Genomic DNA, 21,732 nt, shown 5'->3' with positions numbered 1-21,732 from the left:
ATGCCAGAAGAATCAATCATTATCATGCATGCCAGTATGCCTAAAGCATCTTTGGAGAATCTTGAATCGACGCTTAAATTGCTGATCGGCGAGATGCAGTCGCAGGTCGCTACTGATGCTTCCTCAATACAACCTTTGTTTGATCTGATTGAGCAAATACGACCCGCTTCCAGCCATAACCCAATTGAAATTGAAGATCGGCTTGAAATACTGATTGACTTGCTGGAGGAGAAAACCGAGTTAGGCAGTATTTTTGCCGACTATATGCTGTCCTTGCTACAACTCTACTCACCCGCTCGTCTGTATAGTGATATCGGGATATTGGCCAATGATGGCTTCTTTACAGCACTGACCCAACGCTTAATCTGGCACGTCATTCCACCAATGCAGTTAGACAATCAAGTCGATACCTTATTCAACACTGTTTTTTATAAAGACAGTGATGAGCGCTGGCTCAATCACATCAAACCTCAGCAGTGGTATCGTCTGATTCATTGCTTGGCGACCTCCGAGCCGGATGATGAGTTGCTCCATTCCGCGCAGCACCAATTACTCAATGCACTGATGGTCATCTCCTATCGCATCACGGCAATGGGCTTGGAACCCGAACTCATTCGCATTGATCCAACTATTGATGAGTTTGAGTCGCCATTCATGGCGCAAAATCGAGAAGTCATTGATTTTGTTGAAAGCTATCAGCCTCTTTATTTACGTGAAATCAATAATACCAATACAGTCATACCCGATGAAAACCCATCGGACGAAGCCTTATCACAAATTCCTGATGAACGCCCAACCGCTGTGATGATTGAACAATGCCGCGACATTCTTTTTCGCCTACGTAAAAATACCAAGCGTTATGGCGTGAGCATTCGTCTCACTAATCTGATGATTCGGATTGAGCAAAGTCTGACACGGATGGAACTGCTGTTTGAACTCTTGCTGAGTTTTCAACGTATTCCCTATGTTGAGCAAACCAACGATAAACTCTCATCTGAGATCCGTACGGAGAAAAATCCTGCGGACAAGGTGATCCTGAAAAACATTCAGGTCATCTACTCCGAAAACCCTTTGCTCACCACTCTACAGCTATTGCTTCATGAACAAAAAAGTCATGCCAGTATCCGTGACTTGATCTCCACCAATACTGAGTTGATGGCACTCCAAGTCACCGAGAATGCCAGTAAAACGGGTGGCCACTATGTCACTGATGACCGTAAGGGCTATTTCGGCATGTTGCGCTCTGCAATGGGCGCTGGAGCAATCATTGCCTGCATGGCAACAATCAAGGTCCTGCTTGGCCGAGTAGTACTCGCGCCCTTTATCAAAGCACTCACCCAAAGCATGAACTACTCATTTGGGTTTATGCTGATCCATGTCCTGCATTTCACTGTCGCCACCAAGCAACCCGCAATGACTGCAGCGGCTATTGCGGCGACAGTGCACCAAGGTGGCAAGACCAAGCAGACCCAATTGACCCAGCTTGCGGATCTAGCACGTTTGACTGTCAATATCATGCGAACTCAGTTTATTGCCATCATTGGCAATATCTCGGTTGCAATGCCGATCGGCCTCATGATTGCTTATTTATGGCAGACATTGCTTGGACAGCAACTCCTTACCCCTCAAAAAGCCCTTGTGCTCTTGCATGACATCAACCCCTTTGAATCACTGGCAATCCCTCATGCCGCTATTGCAGGGGTTTGCTTATTTTTATCAGGGCTCATCGCAGGGTATTACGATAACTTAGCGGTTTATCACTCAGTCGGTACTCGACTGCGTCAGCATCGTCGTTTAAAAAACATGATGTCACCAAAACGCCTAGATAAAGTCTCGACTTATATTGAAAATAACTTGGGTGCTTTGGCCGGTAATTTCTGGTTTGGGATCATGCTCGGTAGCATGGGAACCGTAGGTTACATTTTAGGCTTACCGCTAGATATCAGGCATATTGCTTTTGCCTCGGTTAACTTTGCCCAATCGGTATTTACCTTGCGTGCGGACATCGACCTGTCCACCGTATTGATCTCTTTTCTCGGTGTCCTGATGATTGGGATGACCAACTTGCTCGTCAGTTTCTCACTTGCACTATTTGTCGCGCTCAAAGCACGCCGAGTATCCTTTAACCAATGGATTCCTCTGGGTCAGTTGATTCTGAGTCACTTTTTTACCAGACCTTCTGACTTCTTCTTACCCCCAGCAACCCAGAACCAAACTGAGAGTGGTACGACTGCGGATAGTCCGTCTGAGGAATCTTCTGCAGTACTCACCCCCAAGACAAAACAATCCGAACCTCAAACCCATTAGCGAGATATATTTGATGGACTAAGATTCGGTTTTCGGGAGATGTGTTTATGGAAAGTCTATACTTGCAGGAACCCGTTGTTGAAGCACTCTATGTGGGAAAATTACAAACCTTAATGCCCGAAGGCCAGCAGACGGGGATATTCAAAGACCCTACTCCATCGGCAGAGATTAACGAGCTGGGCATAGTGGGTGATATTCAAGCGGACAAACGGGTGCATGGTGGGATAGATAAAGCATTGCATCAATATGCGCTCAGCAGCTATAAAGCCATTACCGATCATTATCCAGAACTCAGCGGCATCGCCGTTGCAGGTTCAATTGGTGAGAACATTTCCAGCCAAAGCTTGGAGGACACGAATGTTCATATTGGGGATATTTATGAAATAGGATCTGTGATCGTCCAAGTCTCTCAGCCCCGTAGCCCATGCTGGAAGATCAATCATCGCTTCGATACTCACCTCTTATCGCAATTCATTGCAGAGCATTGCATCACGGGATGGTACTACCGGGTTTTGCGCTCAGGGCAAATTCATGTCGGCGATCCCATCAAAGCATTAGAACGATTTGATCAGAGCTTAAGTATTACTGAGTTTAATCGGATTGTAACCAGTCACCGCCCATTGCCGGAGGTTCTAGCACAGGCCGCACAATGTCCAGGTCTAGCTTTGGATTGGAAAAATCGTCTGGATCATCGCATTGAGTATTTGAATAAGATTTTATAAGCAAGAGACTAGCTTTTCGATCACAGTTGGAACATAATCTGTATTGATCGATACAGATTATGTGATCTTTCCTTTTGGAACCTGTTGAATGAAATGTTAAGTTTTGAAATTTAATCGCTAATGGCTCTTGCTTCATTCTGTACTAAGCAGTACTCTTTGCGATCTATACCATTCGGTACGCTTTTTGAAACAGTGCGATGTAACCTTGCTGAATTATGTTGCAACATCGTCTATATTGTTAGTTCTAAGGGTTTACTCAACAATTTTTCGAAAAAAACACTGTTTCATTACACCGTCTTAACTGTCTTACACAATCAACATGTTAATGCTTCTGTTAATTATTGCGATTTGATCGCAACATCAATTCAGCAGTGCCTATGATCACAAGGGGTTGTTATGAAATCGCGCCATACTACATCAAATCAAATGTCCTATAAGAGCACGACAACTTGGTCCACAGTATTAGTTCTCTCCACGCTTGCCGCAAGTATCGCGCTGACCAGTTGCGGGAAAAAAGATGCAGCTGCGGGAGGCGCAGGAGCTGGTGGTGCTGCACCTTTACCTGAAGTCACGGTCGTTGTCGCTCAGCGACAACCTGTGACTCAGTATGTCGAACTTGCTGGTCGAACTGCAGCGTATCAGCTTTCTCCAGTGATTCCACAAGTGGGCGGTATTATCCAGAAGCGCTTATTCACTGAAGGCAGTATCGTCAAAGCGGGCGAGCCGTTGTACCAGATTGACCCAGCAATCCTTCGTGCAAGCTTTGAAGCCGCACAAGCGCTGGTTCAAAAGAACAAAACCAATCTAGCTACGCTGCAAATTACGAGCAAACGCTATAAGGATTTGATTGCCAGCAACGCAGTTAGTAAGCTGGATTATGACAATGCAGTACAAGCTGCTGCATCGGCAGAAGCTGATTTAGCGCAGAGCCAAGCCTCATTACGCAGTGCTCAAATTAATCTTGAATACACCACCGTTCGCTCACCCATTACCGGACAGAGTGGCGTTTCTAATGTAACAGCGGGTGCACTGGTTACTGCGAACCAGACCACTCCTCTAGTCACGGTTCAGCAAATGGATCCAATGTATGTGGATATCAGCCAATCTAGTGCTGATATGCTCAAATTGCGTCAACAAATTCAGTCTGGATCGCTTCGTAAACCAGATAGCGCAACGATTAGCTTAACGCTAGAAGATGGTAGCCCTTATCCGATCAAAGGTCGTCTTGAGTTTTCAAACGCCAGTGTAGATCCAGCGAGCGGTTCCGTCATTTTGCGTGCTCTAGTGCCGAATCCGAATGGATTACTCCTCCCAGGCATGTATGTTAAAGCCAAGCTGAATCAAGGAGTTGCTAATGATGCTTTCTTGATTCCACAGCCTGCCGTTTCGCATACGCCTAAAGGTGAAGCATCGGTCATTGTGGTTGCACCAGACGGTACTGTTAGCCCACGTATAGTGCAAACATCTGTCACCCAAGGTGATAAATGGATCGTTACTGGCGGCTTACAAGATGGTGATCGCCTCGTGATCGAAGGCTCACAAAAAATCAGACCGGGTGTGACTAAAGTCAAAGCAACCATTGCAGCCCCTGAAGGTGCAGACGCTAATGCGAGTAATGCGCCTGTGAACGGCTCTGCAAAACCTGCAGCCGCTCAGCCAGCCAAACCAACAGCTTCGGCTCATTCTTAAGGAGCGGTTGCTATGTCTCGTTTTTTTATTGATAGACCCATATTTGCATGGGTGCTTGCCGCACTGGTCATGCTCGGTGGTCTGCTCTCTATTTTTAGTATGTCTGTCTCGCAATACCCGAATATTGCACCGCCAACCATTACAGTCAGCGCCTTCTATCCTGGCGCTTCTGCAAAAACTGCGGAAGACTCGGTCACACAGATCATTGAACAGCAAATGAAAGGTTTGGATGGACTGTACTACATGTCCTCAACCAGCGCGTCAAACGGTTCGGTTTCCGTATCCTTGAACTTTAAGGCGGGTACAAACCCTGATATCGCCCAAGTCCAAGTGCAGAACAAATTGCAAGCAGGGATTAACTTACTACCTCAATCTGTTCAGCAACAAGGGGTTACTGTTAGCAAGTCAGGCCGCACCTTTATGGTTGTGCTTGGTTTTGTATCCTCTGACGGCAGTATGGATGGTGCAGCGATTTCCGACTATGTCGTGAGTCATGTGATTGACCCACTGAGCCGTGTTCAAGGGGTAGGCGACCTGCAAGTCTTCGGTACACAATACGCAATGCGTGTTTGGCTGAATCCTGCAAAACTCAATAGCTATCAACTCACCACATCCGATGTGATTAACGCGATTCAAGCGCAAAATGCTCAAGTGTCCGCAGGACAATTGGGCGGAACACCTGCTGTAGCAGGACAAGCGCTGAATGCGACGGTCACCGCGCAAAGTTTATTGAAAAGCCCAGAAGAATTCCGTCAGATCTTCCTGAAAACCACCAGCAACGGTGCCCAAGTTCGTCTAGGGGATGTTGCACGGGTTGAGTTGGGTGGTGAGAACTTTGACACCATCGCACGTTACAACCGTCAACCTGCTGTTGGGGTCGCGGTCAAACTGGCTGCGGGTCAAAATGCGCTGAAAACTGCCGCTGCGGTTGAAGCCAAAATGGCGGAATTGAAACCCAACTTCCCTGCTGGCTTAAACGTCATTGTGCCTTATGACACAACGCCTGTTGTGAAGATTTCGATTAAGAATGTGATTGAGACACTCGTTGAAGCGATTGTGTTGGTTTTCTTGGTCATGTACTTGTTCCTACAAAACTTCCGCGCAACCTTGATTCCAACGATTGCGGTGCCTGTTGTTTTGCTGGGTACCTTCGGAATTTTGAATTTCTTCGGTTTCTCGATCAATACGCTGACACTGTTTGGTCTGGTACTCGCCATCGGTCTACTCGTGGACGATGCGATCGTGGTGGTTGAAAACGTTGAACGTGTGATGCATGAAGACAAGCTGGGTCCAGTGGAAGCGACACGGAAATCCATGGATCAAATCACGGGTGCCTTGATTGGTATCGGTGTGGTCTTGTCGGCGGTGTTTGTACCCATGATCTTCTTCGGCGGTTCTACGGGTGTGATCTATCGCCAATTCGCGGTGACATTGATCTCGGCTATGGGACTTTCAGTCATCACGGCATTGATCCTGACACCTGCACTTTGTGCGACGCTATTAAAAGCGCCTGATCCTGACCACCACGAGAAAAAAGGTTTCTTTGGCTGGTTCAACCGTGTATTTGATCGCAGTAGTGCGCGTTATCAGACGTTAGTTGGCATCATGCTGGCAAAAAGCGCGCGCTATATCATCGTGTATGCGGCAGTAATTGCACTAATGGCATTCCTTTTCTTCCGTTTACCATCAGCATTCTTGCCTGATGAAGACCAAGGCATTCTGTTTAGCCAAATTCAATTGCCAGCAGGCGCCACGCAAGAACGTACCCTGAAAACCATTAAAAAGGTTGAAGATCACTTCTTGAACAACGAAAAGAATGATATTGAAGGTGTCTTTTCGGTGGCAGGCTTTAGCTTCAGTGGTACAGGTCAGAACATGGGGATTGCGTTTGTCCGCTTAAAAGACTGGGAAAAACGTCCTTCCCCAAGCCAAAGTGTAGGTGCCATGGCCGGTCGTGCGATGGGTGCATTCTCGCAGCTCAAAGATGCCATGGTCTTCGCCTTCCCACCACCAGCAGTTATTGAGCTCGGTGTAGCCAACGGCTTTGACATGTATCTACAGGACCGCTCAGGGGTGGGACATGAAAAGTTGATGGAAGCACGTAATCAACTGCTCGGCATGGCCGCAATGGACCCGAAATACAACAAAACGGTTGTTGGGGTTCGTCCAAACGGGCAAGAAGACTCACCACAATACAATCTGGATATCAATCAAGCCCAAGCCGGTGCGACGGGTGTTTCGATTGCCGATATCAACAGCACTATCTCAACGGCGTGGGGTAGTACCTATGTCAATCAGTTCCTGGATAAAGGCCGGATCAAGAAGGTCTATGTGCAAGGTGAGGCTGATTCACGGATGTCACCAGAGGACGTGGGCAAATGGTATGTGCGAGGTAGCTCAGGTGCCATGGTTCCATTGACTGCATTTACGCAAGGTCGCTGGTCTTATGGTGCGCCGCAACTACAGCGCTATAACGGCTTCCCAGCATTTGAGATTCAAGGGAACTCCATGCCTGGTAAGAGCTCTGGGGATGCACTCAAAACCATGGAAGAGATTGTTTCTAAACTTCCACCAGGTATTGGCTTTGAGTGGACGGGGATGTCACAAGAAGAAAAAACTTCTGGTGCACAGGCTCCTGCCCTCTATGCGCTTTCCATGCTGATCGTCTTCTTGTGTTTGGCCGCACTCTATGAGAGCTGGTCCGTACCGTTTGCAATCATGCTCGTGGTTCCACTGGGTGTGATGGGTGCTCTACTTGCAACATGGACACGCGGTTTATCCGACGACATCTATCTGCAAGTGGGTCTGCTGACCGTGATCGGGATTTCGACCAAAAACGCGATTTTGATTGTGGAGTTTGCGGTTGCCCTACAAGAACAAGGTGAAGATCTCATTCACTCGATCTTGCATGCGGTTCGCATTCGTTTACGTCCGATCATCATGACCTCATTCGCATTTATTCTCGGTGTACTCCCACTTGCCATCAGTAATGGTGCAGGTTCAGGTAGCCAACATGCGATTGGTACCGGTGTTATCGGCGGGATGCTCAGTGCGACGATCCTCGGTGTATTTTTGATTCCCGTGTTTTACCTCTGGATCCGCAGTATTTTCAAAGGAAAATCAACTCCTAACGCAACAGCTACAGCGACACCAACATCTGCCACCCCTTCTACAGGGCACTCTTTGGATACTGAAAAATGAAAGCAAATCAATTAAGTGTCAAATCCATGTCCAAATCGGTGAAAGTTGCTTTCACCCTGCTGGCATTGCCTTTGGCACTGTCTGCCTGTTCCAGCCTTTTGCGTCAGCCTGATCCAGCAGCAGCAAGCAACTTGACCTCCACAGCGTTCCCCACGCTGCTGGGTCAAAATGCAAATGATCCTGCGGGCTCATCCATTGCCGCTCAAGGTTGGTCTGACTTCTTTACTGATCCTCAATTGAAACAACTGATTCAATTGGGATTGGATAACAACCGTGACTTGCGTGCGGCAGCACTGAATATTGATAAAGCACGTGCGCAATATCAAATCAGTCGTGCGGCCCAGTTCCCAGGCTTAGGCCTAGCTGCTGGCTCTACGACAACGGGTAACAAGTCTGATAACACGACCAAATACAATGCCGGTTTAGCCTTATCTGGTTATGAACTTGACTTCTGGGGACGTGTTGCGAATCTCAAAGATTCTGCTTTGCAAAGTTTCTTTGCGACCCAAAGTGCACGTTCAACCGCACAGATCAGCTTGGTTAGTTCAATCGCTCAGTACTATCTAGCACTCGCGTTTGACCAAGAGCAGCTCAAGTTGGCGAAGCAAACGCTGAAATCCCAACAAGAGTCGTATGATCTTAATCAAAAGCAGTTTAAAGCAGGGATTATTTCATTAGTGCCTGTGAAACAAGCCCAGATCAATGTGGAAACTGCGATTCTTGCGGCCAAAAATGCTGAAACTCAGATCGCTCAGGATCGCAATGCCTTGACATTAGTCGTGGGTCAAACCGTACCTGACAATCTGCTTCCTACTGGCGCGATCAACCAGATCACCGCAAGTCAGAACCTGCCAGCGGGTCTGCCGAGTGAGTTGCTACAACATCGTCCTGATATTGCTCAGCAAGAGTTTTTGCTCAAAGCACAGGGCGGAAATGTTGCTGCGGCACGTGCGGCCTACTTCCCTTCGATTACCCTTACAGGTAATGTCGGCTATGGCAGTTCGCAATTGTCCGATCTGTTTAAATCAGGATCATTCTTGTGGTCGGTCGGTCCTTCGATTAACCTGCCGATCTTTGATTGGGGCACACGCCGAGCAAATCTTGAGTCAGCACGTGTTGACCAGAAGCTGGCCCTGAACTCCTATGAAAAATCCATTCAAACTGCGTTCCGTGATGTTTCTGATGTACTGGCAACTCGCGCGACTTTGGATGAACGTCTGGCATCACAAAGTCGTCTGGTTGAAGCATCGCAGTCAAACTACGATCTCTCACAATCACGCTTTAAAGCAGGTGTAGATAGCTATCTCAGCGTGTTAACTGCACAAAATTCTTTATTTAGCAGTCAACAAGCTCAAATCACCTTGAAACAGCAAGCACTGCTGAGCCAAGTGAATTTGTATACTGCACTGGGTGGCGGCGCGACCAATAACATTGGTCTAGATGCAACACCGACCAATGGTAATACTACTGCGGCACAAGTTGCTAAGCCTTAATAATCTTGAGTCCCACCAATTTTTTGAATAGAAAATTGGTGGCTTGATAAAAAATCCCCTCTGCATACAGAGGGGATTTTTTTTATTCTGCAGCATTTTTCTCAAAGCTTAGGTCACTTTGCTCCGGCGGATCACCTTATACAGCAAGGTGGGTGATGCCCGTGATAAGAGCGCCGCGACTTTTTCTTTCGCTCCTCCCACCACAATGTATTCTCGATTTGCCAGTAAAGCCTTAACGGTTTTCTCGGCAAAATCATTGGCACTCATGGCAGTATGTTGCGCATCATCCATGGTCCCTTGCTCTGAACCATCCCCCACTAGCGCTGCAACCGAAACGTTGGTTTTTACAAAACCGGGAAATACCACACTGACACCAATCCCCTGCCCGCCCACTTCAGCACGCAAGCTATTGGCCCATAAATGGACTGCCGCTTTAGCCGCAGCATAGCTGGCACGATATTGCGTGCCCACCAGACCCGCAACGCTTGAAATAAAAATAACTTTGCCAGATCGGCGCTTCAACATATCAGGCAGGACTTTCCGTGTCAGATTCACAACTGAGAAGTAATCCACTTCCATGATCTTACGGTCAACCGCTGTGAGCGTATCGCTGATGAGTGAACGCTGGCTGATGCCGGCATTGTTAATGAGCCAGTCAACCTTGCCCATTTGTTTGGAAATATCAAAATACGCCTGATCACAAGCGACATCATCAGTCACATCCAAAGCCACTGCTAAAAACTGCCCAAGCCCTACTTCCTCACAAGCCACCTTGACCCGTTCAAGCTCATCCAAACGGCGTGCACTCAAAACCACATTTGCCCCGCGTGCGGCACATGCAATCGCAAGTGCCTCACCGATACCACTGGATGCACCAGTGATCCACACAGTTTGATTCGATAGCTTTCCTTGCTGTGTTCTAGATGACGTCATTTTTTAATCGCCCTATAGTCTATAAACGTGACATGACAACATGTCTAAATCTGTTGCTGTGAGAGTATCACATCAGCAAGCGGATATTGAACATAACCCAAACGCGATCATTTCTTAAAAAATGGACAACGTACAATCCCCTCAAAACCACCCTCAAAATCCGATCAAAATCCGCTACAATAGCCCATTACCCTTTAGTCATCAGTTTGCAGCGCATTTTGCTGCTGAACTTTTTAAAAAAATGCTTGGAATACCATGACCGCACCTGATACTGACTTGTCCCAAACCACCAATTCTGACAATAACATTGCCACGACTTTTGATCCTGCCGCGATTGAAAATCGCTGGTATGCCGAATGGGAAAAGAATGGCTACTTCAAGCCATCAGGTTCAGGTGTGCCTTACTCCATCATGATCCCGCCACCCAATGTGACGGGTAGCCTACATATGGGCCATGGCTTTAATAATGCCATCATGGACGCACTCACCCGCTTCCACCGCATGAAAGGCAACAACACCTTGTGGCAAGTCGGCACCGACCATGCTGGGATTGCGACGCAGATGGTGGTTGAGCGTCAACTCGCGGCACAAGGGGTCAGCCGTCATGATCTAGGCCGTGAAAAGTTTCTGGAAAAAATCTGGGAATGGAAAGCCGAGTCAGGCAACACCATCACCCAACAAATTCGTCGTTTAGGTTCATCGGTTGATTGGTCACGTGAGCGCTTCACCATGGATGATGGCTTATCAAATGCGGTCAAAGAAGTGTTCGTTCGCCTGCATGAAGAAGGTCTGATCTATCGTGGCAAGCGGCTGGTCAACTGGGATCCGAAGCTTCACACTGCGCTGTCCGACCTTGAAGTTGAGAGTGTAGAGACCTCAGGTTCGCTATGGCACTTCAAATATTTCTTCGCGGATGAAAATCTGAAGACGGAAGATGGTAACAACTATCTCGTTGTGGCGACCACACGTCCAGAAACCCTGCTCGGCGACACTGCGGTTGCCGTTAACCCTACGGATGAACGCTACCTGCATTTGATCGGCAAACAAGTTCGTCTGCCTTTGTCTGGACGCTTGATCCCGATCATTGCCGATGAATATGTCGAAAAAGAATTTGGAACCGGCTGCGTCAAAATCACCCCAGCGCACGACTTCAATGACTTTGAAATGGGTAAGCGTCATAGCCTACCGATGATCAATATCTTCAATCTCAACGCTGAAGTCTTGGGCGAGTTTGATTATTTTGAAAAAGCGGGTGCACCGATTACCAGCACCATCACCGCCCCTGCCGAATACGCAGGACTTGAGCGTTTTGCAGCCCGTAAGAAGCTGGTGCTGGAAGCCACTGAAAACGGTTGGCTGGACAAGATCGAACCCTATACCTTAAAAGCGCCTAAAGGCGACCGCTCTGGCGTGATCGTTGAGCCATTATTGACCGATCAATGGTATGTCAGCATGGCGGAACTCGCCAAGCCTGCGGTCGATGCCGTGCAGAATGGCTCGATCAAGTTCGTGCCTGAGCAATACACCAACATGTATATGGCATGGATGAATAATCTGCAAGACTGGTGTATCTCCCGTCAACTGTGGTGGGGACATCGTATCCCTGCATGGTATGACGACGCGGGGAATATCTATGTTGGGCGTGATGAAGCCGAAGTGCGCAGCAAGCACAGCTTGGCGAGCGATTTACCGCTACGCCAAGACGAGGACGTGCTCGATACATGGTTCTCTTCCGCACTCTGGACCTTCTCTACACTGGGCTGGCCTGAAAATACCCCAGAGCTGAAAACCTTCCATCCGACGGATGTATTGGTCACAGGTTTTGACATCATTTTCTTCTGGGTTGCTCGGATGATCATGATGACGTTGCACTTCGTCAAAAACGAAGACGGCACGCCGCAAGTGCCGTTTAAGACCGTCTATGTGCATGGTCTGGTACGTGACGGCGAAGGGCAGAAAATGTCCAAATCGAAAGGTAACGTGCTTGACCCGATCGACCTGATTGATGGTATTGACTTGGAATCATTGGTTGCCAAACGTACCAGTGGTTTAATGCAGCCGCAGATGGCCGCCAAGATCGAGAAAGCCACGCGTAAAGAATTTGCTGATGGCATTGCACCCTTTGGGACGGATGCACTACGCTTCACCTTCTGCGCACTCGCCAACACGGGTCGTGATATCAAGTTCGATCTCAAACGTGTTGAAGGCTATCGGAACTTCTGCAACAAGATCTGGAATGCGACACGTTTCGTGATGATGAACTGCGAAGGTCATGAGATTGCACAGGAAGCACGCCCAGACCTGTGGGAGCTGCCTGAGCGCTGGATCATGAGCCGCCTGCAACGTGCAGAAGCTGCGGTTCATCAGCACTTTGGGGACTATCGCTTGGATCTGGTCGCACAGACCATCTATGACTTTGTCTGGAACGAATACTGCGACTGGTACGTTGAACTAACCAAACCTGTACTCAACGGCGATACCAGCCCCGAACGTAAAGCCGAAGTCCGTCGTGTACTGCTTGCAGTGCTAGAAACCAGTTTGCGTCTACTCCATCCATTGATGCCATTCCTCAGTGAAGAAATCTGGCAAACACTGGCACCGATGATTGGTCGTAAAAATACACCGTCCATCATGCTGGCAGCTTACCCACAACCCGACCTCAGCAAGATCAGTGATCAAGCTGAGTCAGACATGCAGTGGTTGCAAAACCTGATTAGCGCGGTGCGTAATATCCGCGGTGAAATGAACTTGGGTAATGCACGCCTGTTGCCTGTTTTGCTGAAAAACCTCTCAGCGACCGAACGTGAGCAATTGGAACGTATTGCACCGCTGTTTAAAGCACTGGCGAAGGTTGAATCACTTGAGATTCTGGATGCGGATGTCGAGCCGCCACTGTCTTGCAGTAGCGTGATTGCGCAGGTCAGTTTGTTTGTCCCGATGAAAGGTTTGGTTGATCCCAAAGCCGAGCAAGCACGTCTGCAATCATCAATTGATAAATTGCAAAAAGCGGTCGATATCTTATCGAACAAGCTGTCGAACGAAGGCTTTGTCGCCAAAGCACCGCCTGCCGTGGTTGAAGTTGAACGCGCAAAACTTGCTGAGCAACAAGAGCAGTTGGGACGCCTGCAAGTACAAATGACTCAATTAGCTGCTCTGTAAGTAGCCGTTGATCATAAAAAAGCGCGATGCCTTAAAGGGATCGCGCTTTTTTTATGAGTCACATTTGGATTACGTTTCCCAAATCACCCGAACCCCTTGTTTCTGCCATCCTTCCGCAAATGGCAAATAGCGCTCTTCAATCACATTGCGCTTGATTTTCATGGTTGGGGTCAAGAAGCCATTCTCCATCGTCCACTGATCTTTCACGATGACCGCAAAAGCCAGCTTTTCATGGTCTTCTAATGTTGCATTCACTTGGCTAATTAATTTATCAAATTCACCCGTAAGCGTTTCACGGTTCAATGTACCTTTATCCAACGCTTGCCGCGCTTCCAATGAGAGCATGAGCAAAATAAACGGTTGAGGCAAATCTGGCCCAGTGACACAACTCACTTCAAGCTGTGGATGATTAAATTTGTTCTCTATCGGTGCAGGGGCGATATATTTGCCCTTGCTGGTTTTAAACAGCTCCTTAACCCGTCCGGTAATCCGCAAGCGTCCCTCTGCATCAAACTCACCACGATCTCCTGTTCGTAAGAAACCATCAGGCGTCATCTCCTCGGCGGTCTTCTCCGGCAGCTTGTAATACCCCAGCATCAGGCTTGGACTCTTAACCTCAAGTTCGCCATTGGCAGCGATACGACTCAGTGTTCCTGGCGTTGGGCTGCCGACATATCCAATCCGCACCTTGCCCGGACGGCTTAAGTGCGAGTTTCCAAAGTCTTCACTCATGCCATAGACTTCAAGCAGCTCTAAGCCGAGCTTGCGATACCACAAAATAATATCTGGTGGTAACGGTGCCGCACCAGTGAGCGCAAAGCGGATCTGATCAAAGCCAAGCTCAGTCAAAATCTTTTTCTTAATGAATCCTGACAGGATCGGAATAGCAAACAAAATGCGCTGCTTCGCGGGTGACATTTTATGATTCACCGCTAAGTAAAACTTCATCCACAACCGAGGGACTGAGAAGAATATGGTAGGACGTGCACGTTTAATATCGGCCTGAAAGGTTTCCAGCTTTTCAGCAAAAAACAGTCGAAAGCCTGAGTACAGGGAGTTGGTCTCGACTGCCGCACGCTCGGCCACATGGGCCAATGGCAGATAAGACAGCATGCGGTCGTTCTCCGTCACGCCCATCTCATCTTGTAGTCCTTGCATACCCGCAGTCATGGAGCGGAAGCAGTGCATGACGCCTTTGGGCTTACCTGTACTGCCCGAGGTATACACGATGGTCGCCAGCGCATCATCATCACGCTGGATGACGTCTTGTAGCGGTGGATACTGCTTGAGGATGTCTAGCCACAGCGGGACATCATTGCGTGGTGACATCGGTAGGCTGATGATGGGTAGACCTGCTGGTAGATGATCTTTAACGTCATTCCACGTATCAGTTGTGCCATCCATCTTGCCCAAGATCAGCAGTTTGGCTTCACTATCTTGCAAAATATATTGGGCAGTTTCCGCATTTAACGTGGAGTACAGTGGGACGCTGACGTGGCCTGCCATCCAGATGGCGATATCGGCCATAATCCAATGGGCGCTGTTTTTCCCCAAAATCGCGATATTACTGCCTTTGGGGTAGTTTAAAGACAGCAGGTATGCAGCAAAGCGACGGGCTTGATCGGCAACTTCACGCCATGTGTAATCAACGATGTTGCTATCGCCATAAGGCTGAGTCAGGTAGATGGCATCTGGTTTTTGCTGTTCCCAATGCAGGACACAATCGATCAGGTTTTTGCGGTTGGTTGGCACGCCATTCGTCATCATCTCTTTCCTTGTGATGTTTCATTATTTTCAGGGGTATGTTGTTCAGAACAGGTTTAACGTATGGATGAGGGGGTGTCAATGATGGAAATGATCAGAATGGTTTTTAATCATGAATAATGAGAGACTATGAGATTGATCAAATCTATGATGATTCCACATGGCGTATAGCCTGAACTATAAATCAGATTTAATAGCCATGCTTACAACACTAGCTACCGACAGTTACCCTATTTACCGTCCCCACCATATCCAACTCCACCTCAAACGTGAAGACCTCCTGCACCCGACGATTTCAGGCAACAAATTTCGCAAACTCAAATACAACCTGATTGAGGCTCGGGAACAGGGACACACTACTCTCCTCACCTTTGGCGGCGCCTACTCCAACCACATCGCTGCTGTTGCCACAGCGGGCCAAGAATATGGCTTTCAAACCATAGGCATCATTCGCGGTGAAGAGCTCATCGATAAGATTGCCGATAATCCTACGCTTGCCCAAGCGCTAGCCAACGGCATGCAACTACATTTCGTCAGTCGCACAGATTATCGCCGAAAAACCGATACCAATTTCCTCGAAAATCTTCGAACACAAATGGGTGATTTCTACCTGATTCCAGAAGGCGGAACCAATCAACTGGCTGTACAGGGATGCGAAGAGATATTGACCGAACAGGATCGTGCAGACTTCGATGTGATCTGCTGTGCGGTGGGCACTGGTGGCACCATAGCGGGGATCATTAACTCAAGCGGTGACCAGCAAAAAGTCCTCGGCTTCCCAGCCCTCAAGGGGGACTTCCTGTTTGACGAGATCAAGCAGTGGACAACCCGCACCAATTGGGATCTTTGCTTGGACTATCACTTCGGAGGCTATGCCAAGACTACGCCTGAGCTACTGACTTTTATCCATGATTTTCAAAGGCAAACTCAAATTGAGCTCGAACCGATCTATACAGGAAAGATGCTGTTTGGGATTTTTGACTTGATTGAACGCTGTTACTTCCCTGCACACAGCAAAATACTAGCGATTCATACGGGTGGCTTGCAAGGCAACTTAAGCGGTATCAATCAGTAGACTTAGCCTGCAAAGCTGGGGATAAAATCGCGTATAATGCCGCCTTTTCCGCCTAACCCCAAGAAACACGTTTCCCATGAATAGTTACGACGTCATCATCATTGGTGCAGGTGCATCAGGTCTCATGTGTGCGATACACGCAGGCAAACGAGGGCGTCGTGTACTCGTACTCGATAGCAGTAATAAAGTGGGCAAAAAAATCCTCATGTCTGGTGGCGGGCGCTGTAACTTCACCAATCTGTTTGTGGAGCCGGAAAACTTTATCTCCAATAACCCGCACTTCTGTATCTCAGCGCTGAACCGCTATACCCAATGGGATTTCATTGCACTCGTCGAAAAATACAAGATTCCCTACCACGAGCGCAAACACGGTCAACTCTTCTGTAACGACTCCGCCAAAGACATCCTCAATATGCTCTTGTCCGAGTGCGAGAAGGTCAATGTGGTGATCAAAACCCTATGCGAGATTCAGCAGATTGAGACTGTTGAAAACAACAAAATCCATCCCACGGCTCGCTTTAAACTCACCACCAATCTAGGTATATTCAATGCAGAATCCTTGGTGGTTTCCAGTGGTGGATTATCGATCCCAACCTTGGGTTCCAGTGGTTTTGGTTATGATGTGGCGAAGCAGTTCGGGCATCATGTACTCCCCACTCGCGCGGGTCTGGTGCCTTTTACCTTTACCGATGGATTTAAGGCTGTCTCTGAACGCCTTTCCGGACTTGCTGTCGATGGTACGATGAGTACCGATGCGGCATCGTTTAATGAAGCCATCCTGTTTACCCATCGCGGCATCAGTGGTCCTGCTGCGCTGCAAGTATCGAATTACTGGCAAGTGGGTGAAGCCATCAGCATGGATATTTTCCCGACCGAAACCGAAGTAGAACTGGCAGAAAGCTTTAAACGCCTCAAGCAGCAACATCCCAAGACCTTACTGCGCACCCATCTCTATGAACGCTTTGCCAAGAGCTTGGTGCTGGAACTCCAGACCCTGCTTTGGCCGACTCATGCTGAAACAGCATTGGGGCAACTCGCTGATAGCACCCTTGAAGATATCGCACATGCCTTAAAACACTGGTCGCAGAAGCCCTCGGGCACTGAAGGCTATCGCACCGCAGAAGTTACGTTAGGCGGGGTGGATACGACTGAGCTGTCTTCCAAAACGATGGAAAGTAAGAAACAAGCGGGCCTGTATTTCATTGGCGAAGTGGTCGATGTATCAGGACACTTGGGCGGGTTTAACTTTCAGTGGGCTTGGGCGTCTGGACATGCTGCGGGGCAATTTGTCTGACCCGATAGGGGCTTTAAGTGATTCGCTAACGCGAACTTAACGTTGATAGCTCGCCCCGATTCGGTCCAGAATATAACGCGTGGCCAGCCCCATAGGTTGCTCTTTGGACCATACCATATCCACTGCAAGCACCATGGTATTTTTCAGGTTCTCTAGTGGAATCTCTACCAGCGACCCAGCGTTAATATAAGACCGTACCATCGAACGCGGCAGCATTCCCCAGCCCAATCCAGCTTGGATCAAGCCGACTGCCGAGGTGTAATTATCGGTCCGCCAGATTTGACTGCTCATCGCGAAACGTTCATCGACCTCATCCGCATTCCAACTTGCAACAACAATCTGCCGCGACGCCATCAAATCATCAAAGTTGATGCTTTCTTGAGTCACAAAGATGGAATGCTTGGGTGACATCACAGCAACAAAGGTCTCGCTATGAATCTCAAAGAAGCCTTCACGATTGTCCATTTGTGGTCGTTCAAGTAAGAGTCCCAGTTGTGCACGCCCTTCGTGAAGCAGTTGCATCGCGTCAGAGGCTTGCGCAGCCAACACTTCAACCGCAAGATCAGGGTGCGCTGCGGCTAAATCACCTAGGACACTGATCCAGTCCCCAACCAGCAATGCAGGATCAACAACGAGGGTCAGCGTGCTCTCAAGTCCTTGAGATAAGGATAAAGCATGCGTCTCAAGCTGCTGCAATTGCTGGATGGCATAGCGCGCATTAGGCAGAAGTGCCCGTGCCGCCGCTGTCGGGATCGGTTCCCGTCGGCTACGATCAAACAGCTCAAGATTCAGATCGGCTTCAAGATTGGCAATCATCATGCTAATTGCCGAAGGGACTTTATGCAATTGTCGAGCGGCCGCCGAAAAAGAGCCGTGCTCGACCACCAATAAAAAAACACGCCAACTTTCAACGGATACATTGCCGACAGCAAAGTGATTTACACCATGTTCGAGCATCGAAATACCTACTAATCAAAGTGTTGCTGTTCATTAAGATTATTTCTAAATATTAGAAACCACCAACCTATCAAAATAAATGAAAGGTATTGACTTTTAAGTATCATGTATTTCGATATAAAGTCAACTTATCGCGGATAACTAGGCATCTGAAACATCGCATTTGAAACATCCATTTCAGATCAGACCGCTTTAAAAAGTTGAGAAAGATCATGCAAGGCTTAAAACGTAGAATTATCCATACTGCACTCTTTGAATCCATTGCAGTTGTACTCTTTATCATGATTGCTGCCCTATTTTTTCATGATGACAAGGCGCACCTTGGGGCGCTGGCAATCCTATTGTCCCTGATCGCCATGGGCTGGAATCTGTTGTTTAACAAACTCTTTGAACGCTGGGAAGCGCGCCAAAAGAGCCAAGTCCGTACGCTTAAACGGCGTATTCTCCATGCCTTTGGTTTTGAGGCTGGTTTAATGACTGTTTCTCTGCCACTACTGGCTTGGACTTTAAACATTGGCCTGTGGGAAGCGCTGATCACGGATATCGCATTTATGCTGTTTTATCTGGTGTATGGTCTCGTCTTTAACTGGGGCTTTGACCGTATCTTTGGCTTACCCAAGCTGAAAATCGTCAAACGGACCAAGACACGGATAGCATAGTCATCACAAACAGACCGTTAAGTGATCAATGATCTTAACGGTCTTATCTATATCCGCATACCCACCAATCACGCTTCGGTTTTGACCCCACCTTGTAATCCGCGTACAATTTCGTTCCAGAGCCAAATCGCTGAAAATACTCACCATGCCCCACCGTATAGAACCCGTCACACTCGAAGTCGAAACGCCTGTCCGTTACAAGACTTGGCTACACACCACCCGTGACTATCATCTGATCGGTGTCATTGCCTTTAGCGCACCTGAAACACGCCTCACTGCAGAATGGGATGATCTGGAATACATTCGCCGACGTGCCGATGAATTCTCGATTATTGGCTTTCCTGAGTTTCTTGCAGGCATGGTCATTGATCTGCGTGATTTGCCCTTCTTGCTCGATGCCGAAGCACCGATCTTTCCTTGGCGGATGATGGAAGAAGACTGCCCGATTCGGGTATTGGTCAGCAGTGATCATCGGGCGCACTACTCTTCTGTCTTTGAGCCTGCATGGCTGGGATGGGACTTGGATACATGTATATCGGATATTCGCACGCTACTGGATAGCAAAATCCAGTAAGTCACTGACTTCATCGAAACTCCTCACGCCTTTCATATTCACTTCACAAGTAACCCATATCAAGCTTCCACACTGCACACTCTTATTTATATGTGGGAGTGTGCGACATGGCTCGATTCTTAACCTCGAAGTTTGTGGTCATCGGGTTTCTGGTTTTACTCTTTATGATCGGACTGACGATGTTGTCGAGTCTGGTCAGAGAGCGTCAGCAGTACAATGAAGACGTCATCCAAGGCATTGGTAAGGATTACGTCAATCCACAAACCATCCTTGCGCCCTATATCGTGGTTCCAACGACCCTACAGATCGTCTGTAAAGAAGACATCGCCAAGAAATGTCTAATTGATTACAACATTCTCCTTACCCCACAAAATTCCGCATGGAACCACCAACTGCAAGTCAGTAATACCAATTTCAAACGCGGGATTTATAAAGCCATTACCTATGTCGACAACCTTTCTGTCAAAGGCAAATTTTCACTGCCAGAGCAACTGATTACGCCTGAACAAAATCAAACCATTCATTGGGAGAAAGCCAAACTCCGCTTGAGTATTTCAGATCTACGCGGTCTCACCAATCAACCCATCCTGACCCTCGGTGGACAAAAGCTCACATTTGACTTCCCAACCGGCGATAGCAGTAATCCCTTGGGCATGACCTATACCGAAGTACCCCTTGTCCTCAGTGCACAGAACCCCCATTTTGATTTTAGTCTGGATTTCAGCCTAAATGGCATGAGCAGCTTGGCGATTATTCCGGTCGGCAAAGACATGTCCATGACCATGGATGCAAACTGGGCACACCCCAGCTTCTACGGCGCGTCACTGCCACAAAAGAAAATTCAATCCAACCAATTTAGCGCATCCTGGCAAAACACCTATATCAGCAATCAAAATGCCGAGCATCTGAATACCTGCCTGAATGCCAATGACAACACAGCATGTGAGGCATTGAAGAATGCCGAAAACAGCGCCTTCTCCGTCAAATTGATCGAAGCCGTGGACAATTACACGCTGTCTGATCGCTCGATTAAATACGCGATGCTGTTCTTACTGATCACCTTTGGAACCTTCTTCTTATTCGAAGTCCTGAAAAAACTGCCCATCCACCCAATGCAGTACACACTGGTTGCGGCGGCACTCGGCGTGTTTTATCTGTTGTTGCTGTCTTTTAGCGAACATGTCGGTTTTGCACTGGCTTATCTGGGGTCCAGCATCGCTTGTGTATTCCTGATTAGTTATTACGTCTATTACGTCCTCAAAGGAATCGGACGCACCCTACTCCTCACAGCCATCCTATCCCTGATGTACGGCTCGATGTATCTCATCCTCCAAACGGAAGAAATGACCATGATCTTAGGCGCTTTATTGGTATTTACCCTGATCGCTGCAACGATGTTCCTGACCCGTCATATCGACTGGTATGACATCAATGCATCAAACAGTACCTCAAATAGTGCCTCAAAAATCAAATCGCCATCACCCGCAAATCTCGAAAACTAAGCGTGTGATGACAACGTAGGCTGGGGTATTTCTACACACGCATAAATGCCTCAGTCTGATCCGCTGCGATTTTTACACAACATATCCTCACGATGAGTAGATAACCTCATGAATACCTCATTGCTCTCCTCGACCAACCACTCACTTCAATCTGACTCAATATTTAGTCGTTTAGGCTCAGCTCCTAATCCGATCAAGAAAACCGACATCCTGCAGTATTATCGTGAGACCAAACAGGGATTTTTAAATTTGGGCAGCATGCTGATCGGTCTACACGACCGAAAACTCTATATCTTCTCAACATCAGGTGAATTAAATGATGTCATTACTTTAGAAGCTTAATTTTCTGAGCCTCATTATAAAAAACCACCCCGTATGGAGTGGTTTTTTATTGTTTGAAGAC

The 21,732-nt window shown here is 47.9% G+C and carries 15 protein-coding genes; 12 read left to right on the top strand and 3 right to left on the bottom strand.

The genetic code is table 11. The features are described from left to right. The 5 genes from ACLHG7_RS10070 (at nucleotide 1) to ACLHG7_RS10050 (ending at nucleotide 9,412) form a co-directional block, all read left to right on the top strand. Nucleotides 1-2,307 carry a site-specific recombinase gene (locus tag ACLHG7_RS10070; protein ID WP_410210907.1) on the top strand — a complete coding sequence of 769 codons (2,307 nt, stop codon included), beginning with the start codon at nucleotides 1-3 and terminating at the stop codon, nucleotides 2,305-2,307. Nucleotides 2,308-2,354: 47 nt separating this feature from the next. Then, entirely contained in the window at nucleotides 2,355-3,029 is a 675-nt protein-coding gene (locus ACLHG7_RS10065) for an MOSC domain-containing protein (protein ID WP_410210906.1), read from the top strand. A 396-nt stretch (nucleotides 3,030-3,425) separates the two neighbouring features. Further along, nucleotides 3,426-4,718 carry an efflux RND transporter periplasmic adaptor subunit gene (locus ACLHG7_RS10060; protein WP_410210905.1) on the top strand — a complete coding sequence of 431 codons (1,293 nt, stop codon included), beginning with the start codon at nucleotides 3,426-3,428 and terminating at the stop codon, nucleotides 4,716-4,718. 12 nt (nucleotides 4,719-4,730) lie between these two features. Next, nucleotides 4,731-7,919 (top strand): efflux RND transporter permease subunit, encoded by a 3,189-nt coding sequence (locus ACLHG7_RS10055; RefSeq protein ID WP_410210904.1) that lies wholly within the window; start codon nucleotides 4,731-4,733, stop codon nucleotides 7,917-7,919. Nucleotides 7,920-7,945: 26 nt separating this feature from the next. Beyond that, complete coding sequence (locus tag ACLHG7_RS10050; RefSeq protein ID WP_410211022.1) at nucleotides 7,946-9,412, top strand: efflux transporter outer membrane subunit; 1,467 nt, start codon at nucleotides 7,946-7,948, stop codon at nucleotides 9,410-9,412. A 108-nt stretch (nucleotides 9,413-9,520) separates the two neighbouring features. On the opposite strand, the gene ACLHG7_RS10045 is transcribed toward ACLHG7_RS10050, so the two are convergent. Next, nucleotides 9,521-10,345 (bottom strand): SDR family NAD(P)-dependent oxidoreductase, encoded by an 825-nt coding sequence (locus tag ACLHG7_RS10045; RefSeq protein WP_410210903.1) that lies wholly within the window; start codon nucleotides 10,343-10,345, stop codon nucleotides 9,521-9,523. Between the two features lie 255 nt (nucleotides 10,346-10,600). Between ACLHG7_RS10045 and ACLHG7_RS10040 the strand changes: the two genes are divergently transcribed. Further along, a complete protein-coding gene (locus tag ACLHG7_RS10040) occupies nucleotides 10,601-13,504 on the top strand; it encodes a valine--tRNA ligase (protein ID WP_410210902.1) in 2,904 nt (967 codons plus the stop codon). A 69-nt stretch (nucleotides 13,505-13,573) separates the two neighbouring features. Here ACLHG7_RS10040 and ACLHG7_RS10035 read toward each other — a convergent pair whose 3' ends face one another. Further along, nucleotides 13,574-15,268, bottom strand: coding sequence for an AMP-binding protein (locus ACLHG7_RS10035; RefSeq protein WP_410210901.1), 1,695 nt, complete (start codon nucleotides 15,266-15,268; stop codon nucleotides 13,574-13,576). 199 nt (nucleotides 15,269-15,467) lie between these two features. Here ACLHG7_RS10035 and ACLHG7_RS10030 point away from each other — a divergent pair, with 199 nt between their 5' ends. Both ACLHG7_RS10030 and ACLHG7_RS10025 read left to right on the top strand, forming a co-directional pair. After that, complete coding sequence (locus tag ACLHG7_RS10030; RefSeq protein ID WP_410210900.1) at nucleotides 15,468-16,343, top strand: 1-aminocyclopropane-1-carboxylate deaminase/D-cysteine desulfhydrase; 876 nt, start codon at nucleotides 15,468-15,470, stop codon at nucleotides 16,341-16,343. A gap of 76 nt (nucleotides 16,344-16,419) precedes the next feature. Then, a complete protein-coding gene (locus tag ACLHG7_RS10025; RefSeq protein WP_410210899.1) occupies nucleotides 16,420-17,637 on the top strand; it encodes an NAD(P)/FAD-dependent oxidoreductase in 1,218 nt (405 codons plus the stop codon). Nucleotides 17,638-17,673: 36 nt separating this feature from the next. Here the strand turns inward: ACLHG7_RS10025 and ACLHG7_RS10020 are convergent, their stop codons facing one another. Beyond that, on the bottom strand, nucleotides 17,674-18,594 hold the full coding sequence (locus tag ACLHG7_RS10020) for a LysR family transcriptional regulator (RefSeq protein WP_410210898.1): 921 nt from the start codon (nucleotides 18,592-18,594) through the stop codon (nucleotides 17,674-17,676). 212 nt (nucleotides 18,595-18,806) lie between these two features. Between ACLHG7_RS10020 and ACLHG7_RS10015 the strand changes: the two genes are divergently transcribed. The 4 genes from ACLHG7_RS10015 to ACLHG7_RS10000 all read left to right on the top strand — a co-directional run bounded on the left by ACLHG7_RS10015 (nucleotide 18,807) and on the right by ACLHG7_RS10000 (nucleotide 21,671). Further along, complete coding sequence (locus ACLHG7_RS10015) at nucleotides 18,807-19,253, top strand: PACE efflux transporter (RefSeq protein WP_410210897.1); 447 nt, start codon at nucleotides 18,807-18,809, stop codon at nucleotides 19,251-19,253. Nucleotides 19,254-19,398: 145 nt separating this feature from the next. Beyond that, nucleotides 19,399-19,827 (top strand): hypothetical protein, encoded by a 429-nt coding sequence (locus tag ACLHG7_RS10010; RefSeq protein ID WP_410210896.1) that lies wholly within the window; start codon nucleotides 19,399-19,401, stop codon nucleotides 19,825-19,827. Nucleotides 19,828-19,934: 107 nt separating this feature from the next. Continuing rightward, a complete protein-coding gene (gene creD / locus ACLHG7_RS10005; RefSeq protein WP_410210895.1) occupies nucleotides 19,935-21,329 on the top strand; it encodes a cell envelope integrity protein CreD in 1,395 nt (464 codons plus the stop codon). A gap of 108 nt (nucleotides 21,330-21,437) precedes the next feature. Then, nucleotides 21,438-21,671 carry a hypothetical protein gene (locus ACLHG7_RS10000; protein ID WP_410210894.1) on the top strand — a complete coding sequence of 78 codons (234 nt, stop codon included), beginning with the start codon at nucleotides 21,438-21,440 and terminating at the stop codon, nucleotides 21,669-21,671. The last annotated feature ends 61 nt before the right edge of the window (nucleotides 21,672-21,732 follow it).

Source organism: Aquirhabdus sp., assembly GCF_046462495.1.
GTDB lineage: Bacteria > Pseudomonadota > Gammaproteobacteria > Pseudomonadales > Moraxellaceae > Aquirhabdus.
This window is presented reverse-complemented; position numbering and strand designations above follow the sequence as displayed.

What these genes read in the sequence shown, in the direction of transcription:
- ACLHG7_RS10070 (WP_410210907.1), top strand. Translation starts at nt 1, where the DNA reads ATGCCAGAAGAATCAATCATTATCATGCATGCCAGTATGCCTAAAGCA.
- ACLHG7_RS10065 (WP_410210906.1), top strand. Translation starts at nt 2,355, where the DNA reads ATGGAAAGTCTATACTTGCAGGAACCCGTTGTTGAAGCACTCTATGTG.
- ACLHG7_RS10060 (WP_410210905.1), top strand. Translation starts at nt 3,426, where the DNA reads ATGAAATCGCGCCATACTACATCAAATCAAATGTCCTATAAGAGCACG.
- ACLHG7_RS10055 (WP_410210904.1), top strand. Translation starts at nt 4,731, where the DNA reads ATGTCTCGTTTTTTTATTGATAGACCCATATTTGCATGGGTGCTTGCC.
- ACLHG7_RS10050 (WP_410211022.1), top strand. Translation starts at nt 7,946, where the DNA reads ATGTCCAAATCGGTGAAAGTTGCTTTCACCCTGCTGGCATTGCCTTTG.
- ACLHG7_RS10045 (WP_410210903.1), bottom strand. Translation starts at nt 10,345, where the DNA reads ATGACGTCATCTAGAACACAGCAAGGAAAGCTATCGAATCAAACTGTG.
- ACLHG7_RS10040 (WP_410210902.1), top strand. Translation starts at nt 10,601, where the DNA reads ATGACCGCACCTGATACTGACTTGTCCCAAACCACCAATTCTGACAAT.
- ACLHG7_RS10035 (WP_410210901.1), bottom strand. Translation starts at nt 15,268, where the DNA reads ATGACGAATGGCGTGCCAACCAACCGCAAAAACCTGATCGATTGTGTC.
- ACLHG7_RS10030 (WP_410210900.1), top strand. Translation starts at nt 15,468, where the DNA reads ATGCTTACAACACTAGCTACCGACAGTTACCCTATTTACCGTCCCCAC.
- ACLHG7_RS10025 (WP_410210899.1), top strand. Translation starts at nt 16,420, where the DNA reads ATGAATAGTTACGACGTCATCATCATTGGTGCAGGTGCATCAGGTCTC.
- ACLHG7_RS10020 (WP_410210898.1), bottom strand. Translation starts at nt 18,594, where the DNA reads ATGCTCGAACATGGTGTAAATCACTTTGCTGTCGGCAATGTATCCGTT.
- ACLHG7_RS10015 (WP_410210897.1), top strand. Translation starts at nt 18,807, where the DNA reads ATGCAAGGCTTAAAACGTAGAATTATCCATACTGCACTCTTTGAATCC.
- ACLHG7_RS10010 (WP_410210896.1), top strand. Translation starts at nt 19,399, where the DNA reads ATGCCCCACCGTATAGAACCCGTCACACTCGAAGTCGAAACGCCTGTC.
- creD (WP_410210895.1), top strand. Translation starts at nt 19,935, where the DNA reads ATGGCTCGATTCTTAACCTCGAAGTTTGTGGTCATCGGGTTTCTGGTT.
- ACLHG7_RS10000 (WP_410210894.1), top strand. Translation starts at nt 21,438, where the DNA reads ATGAATACCTCATTGCTCTCCTCGACCAACCACTCACTTCAATCTGAC.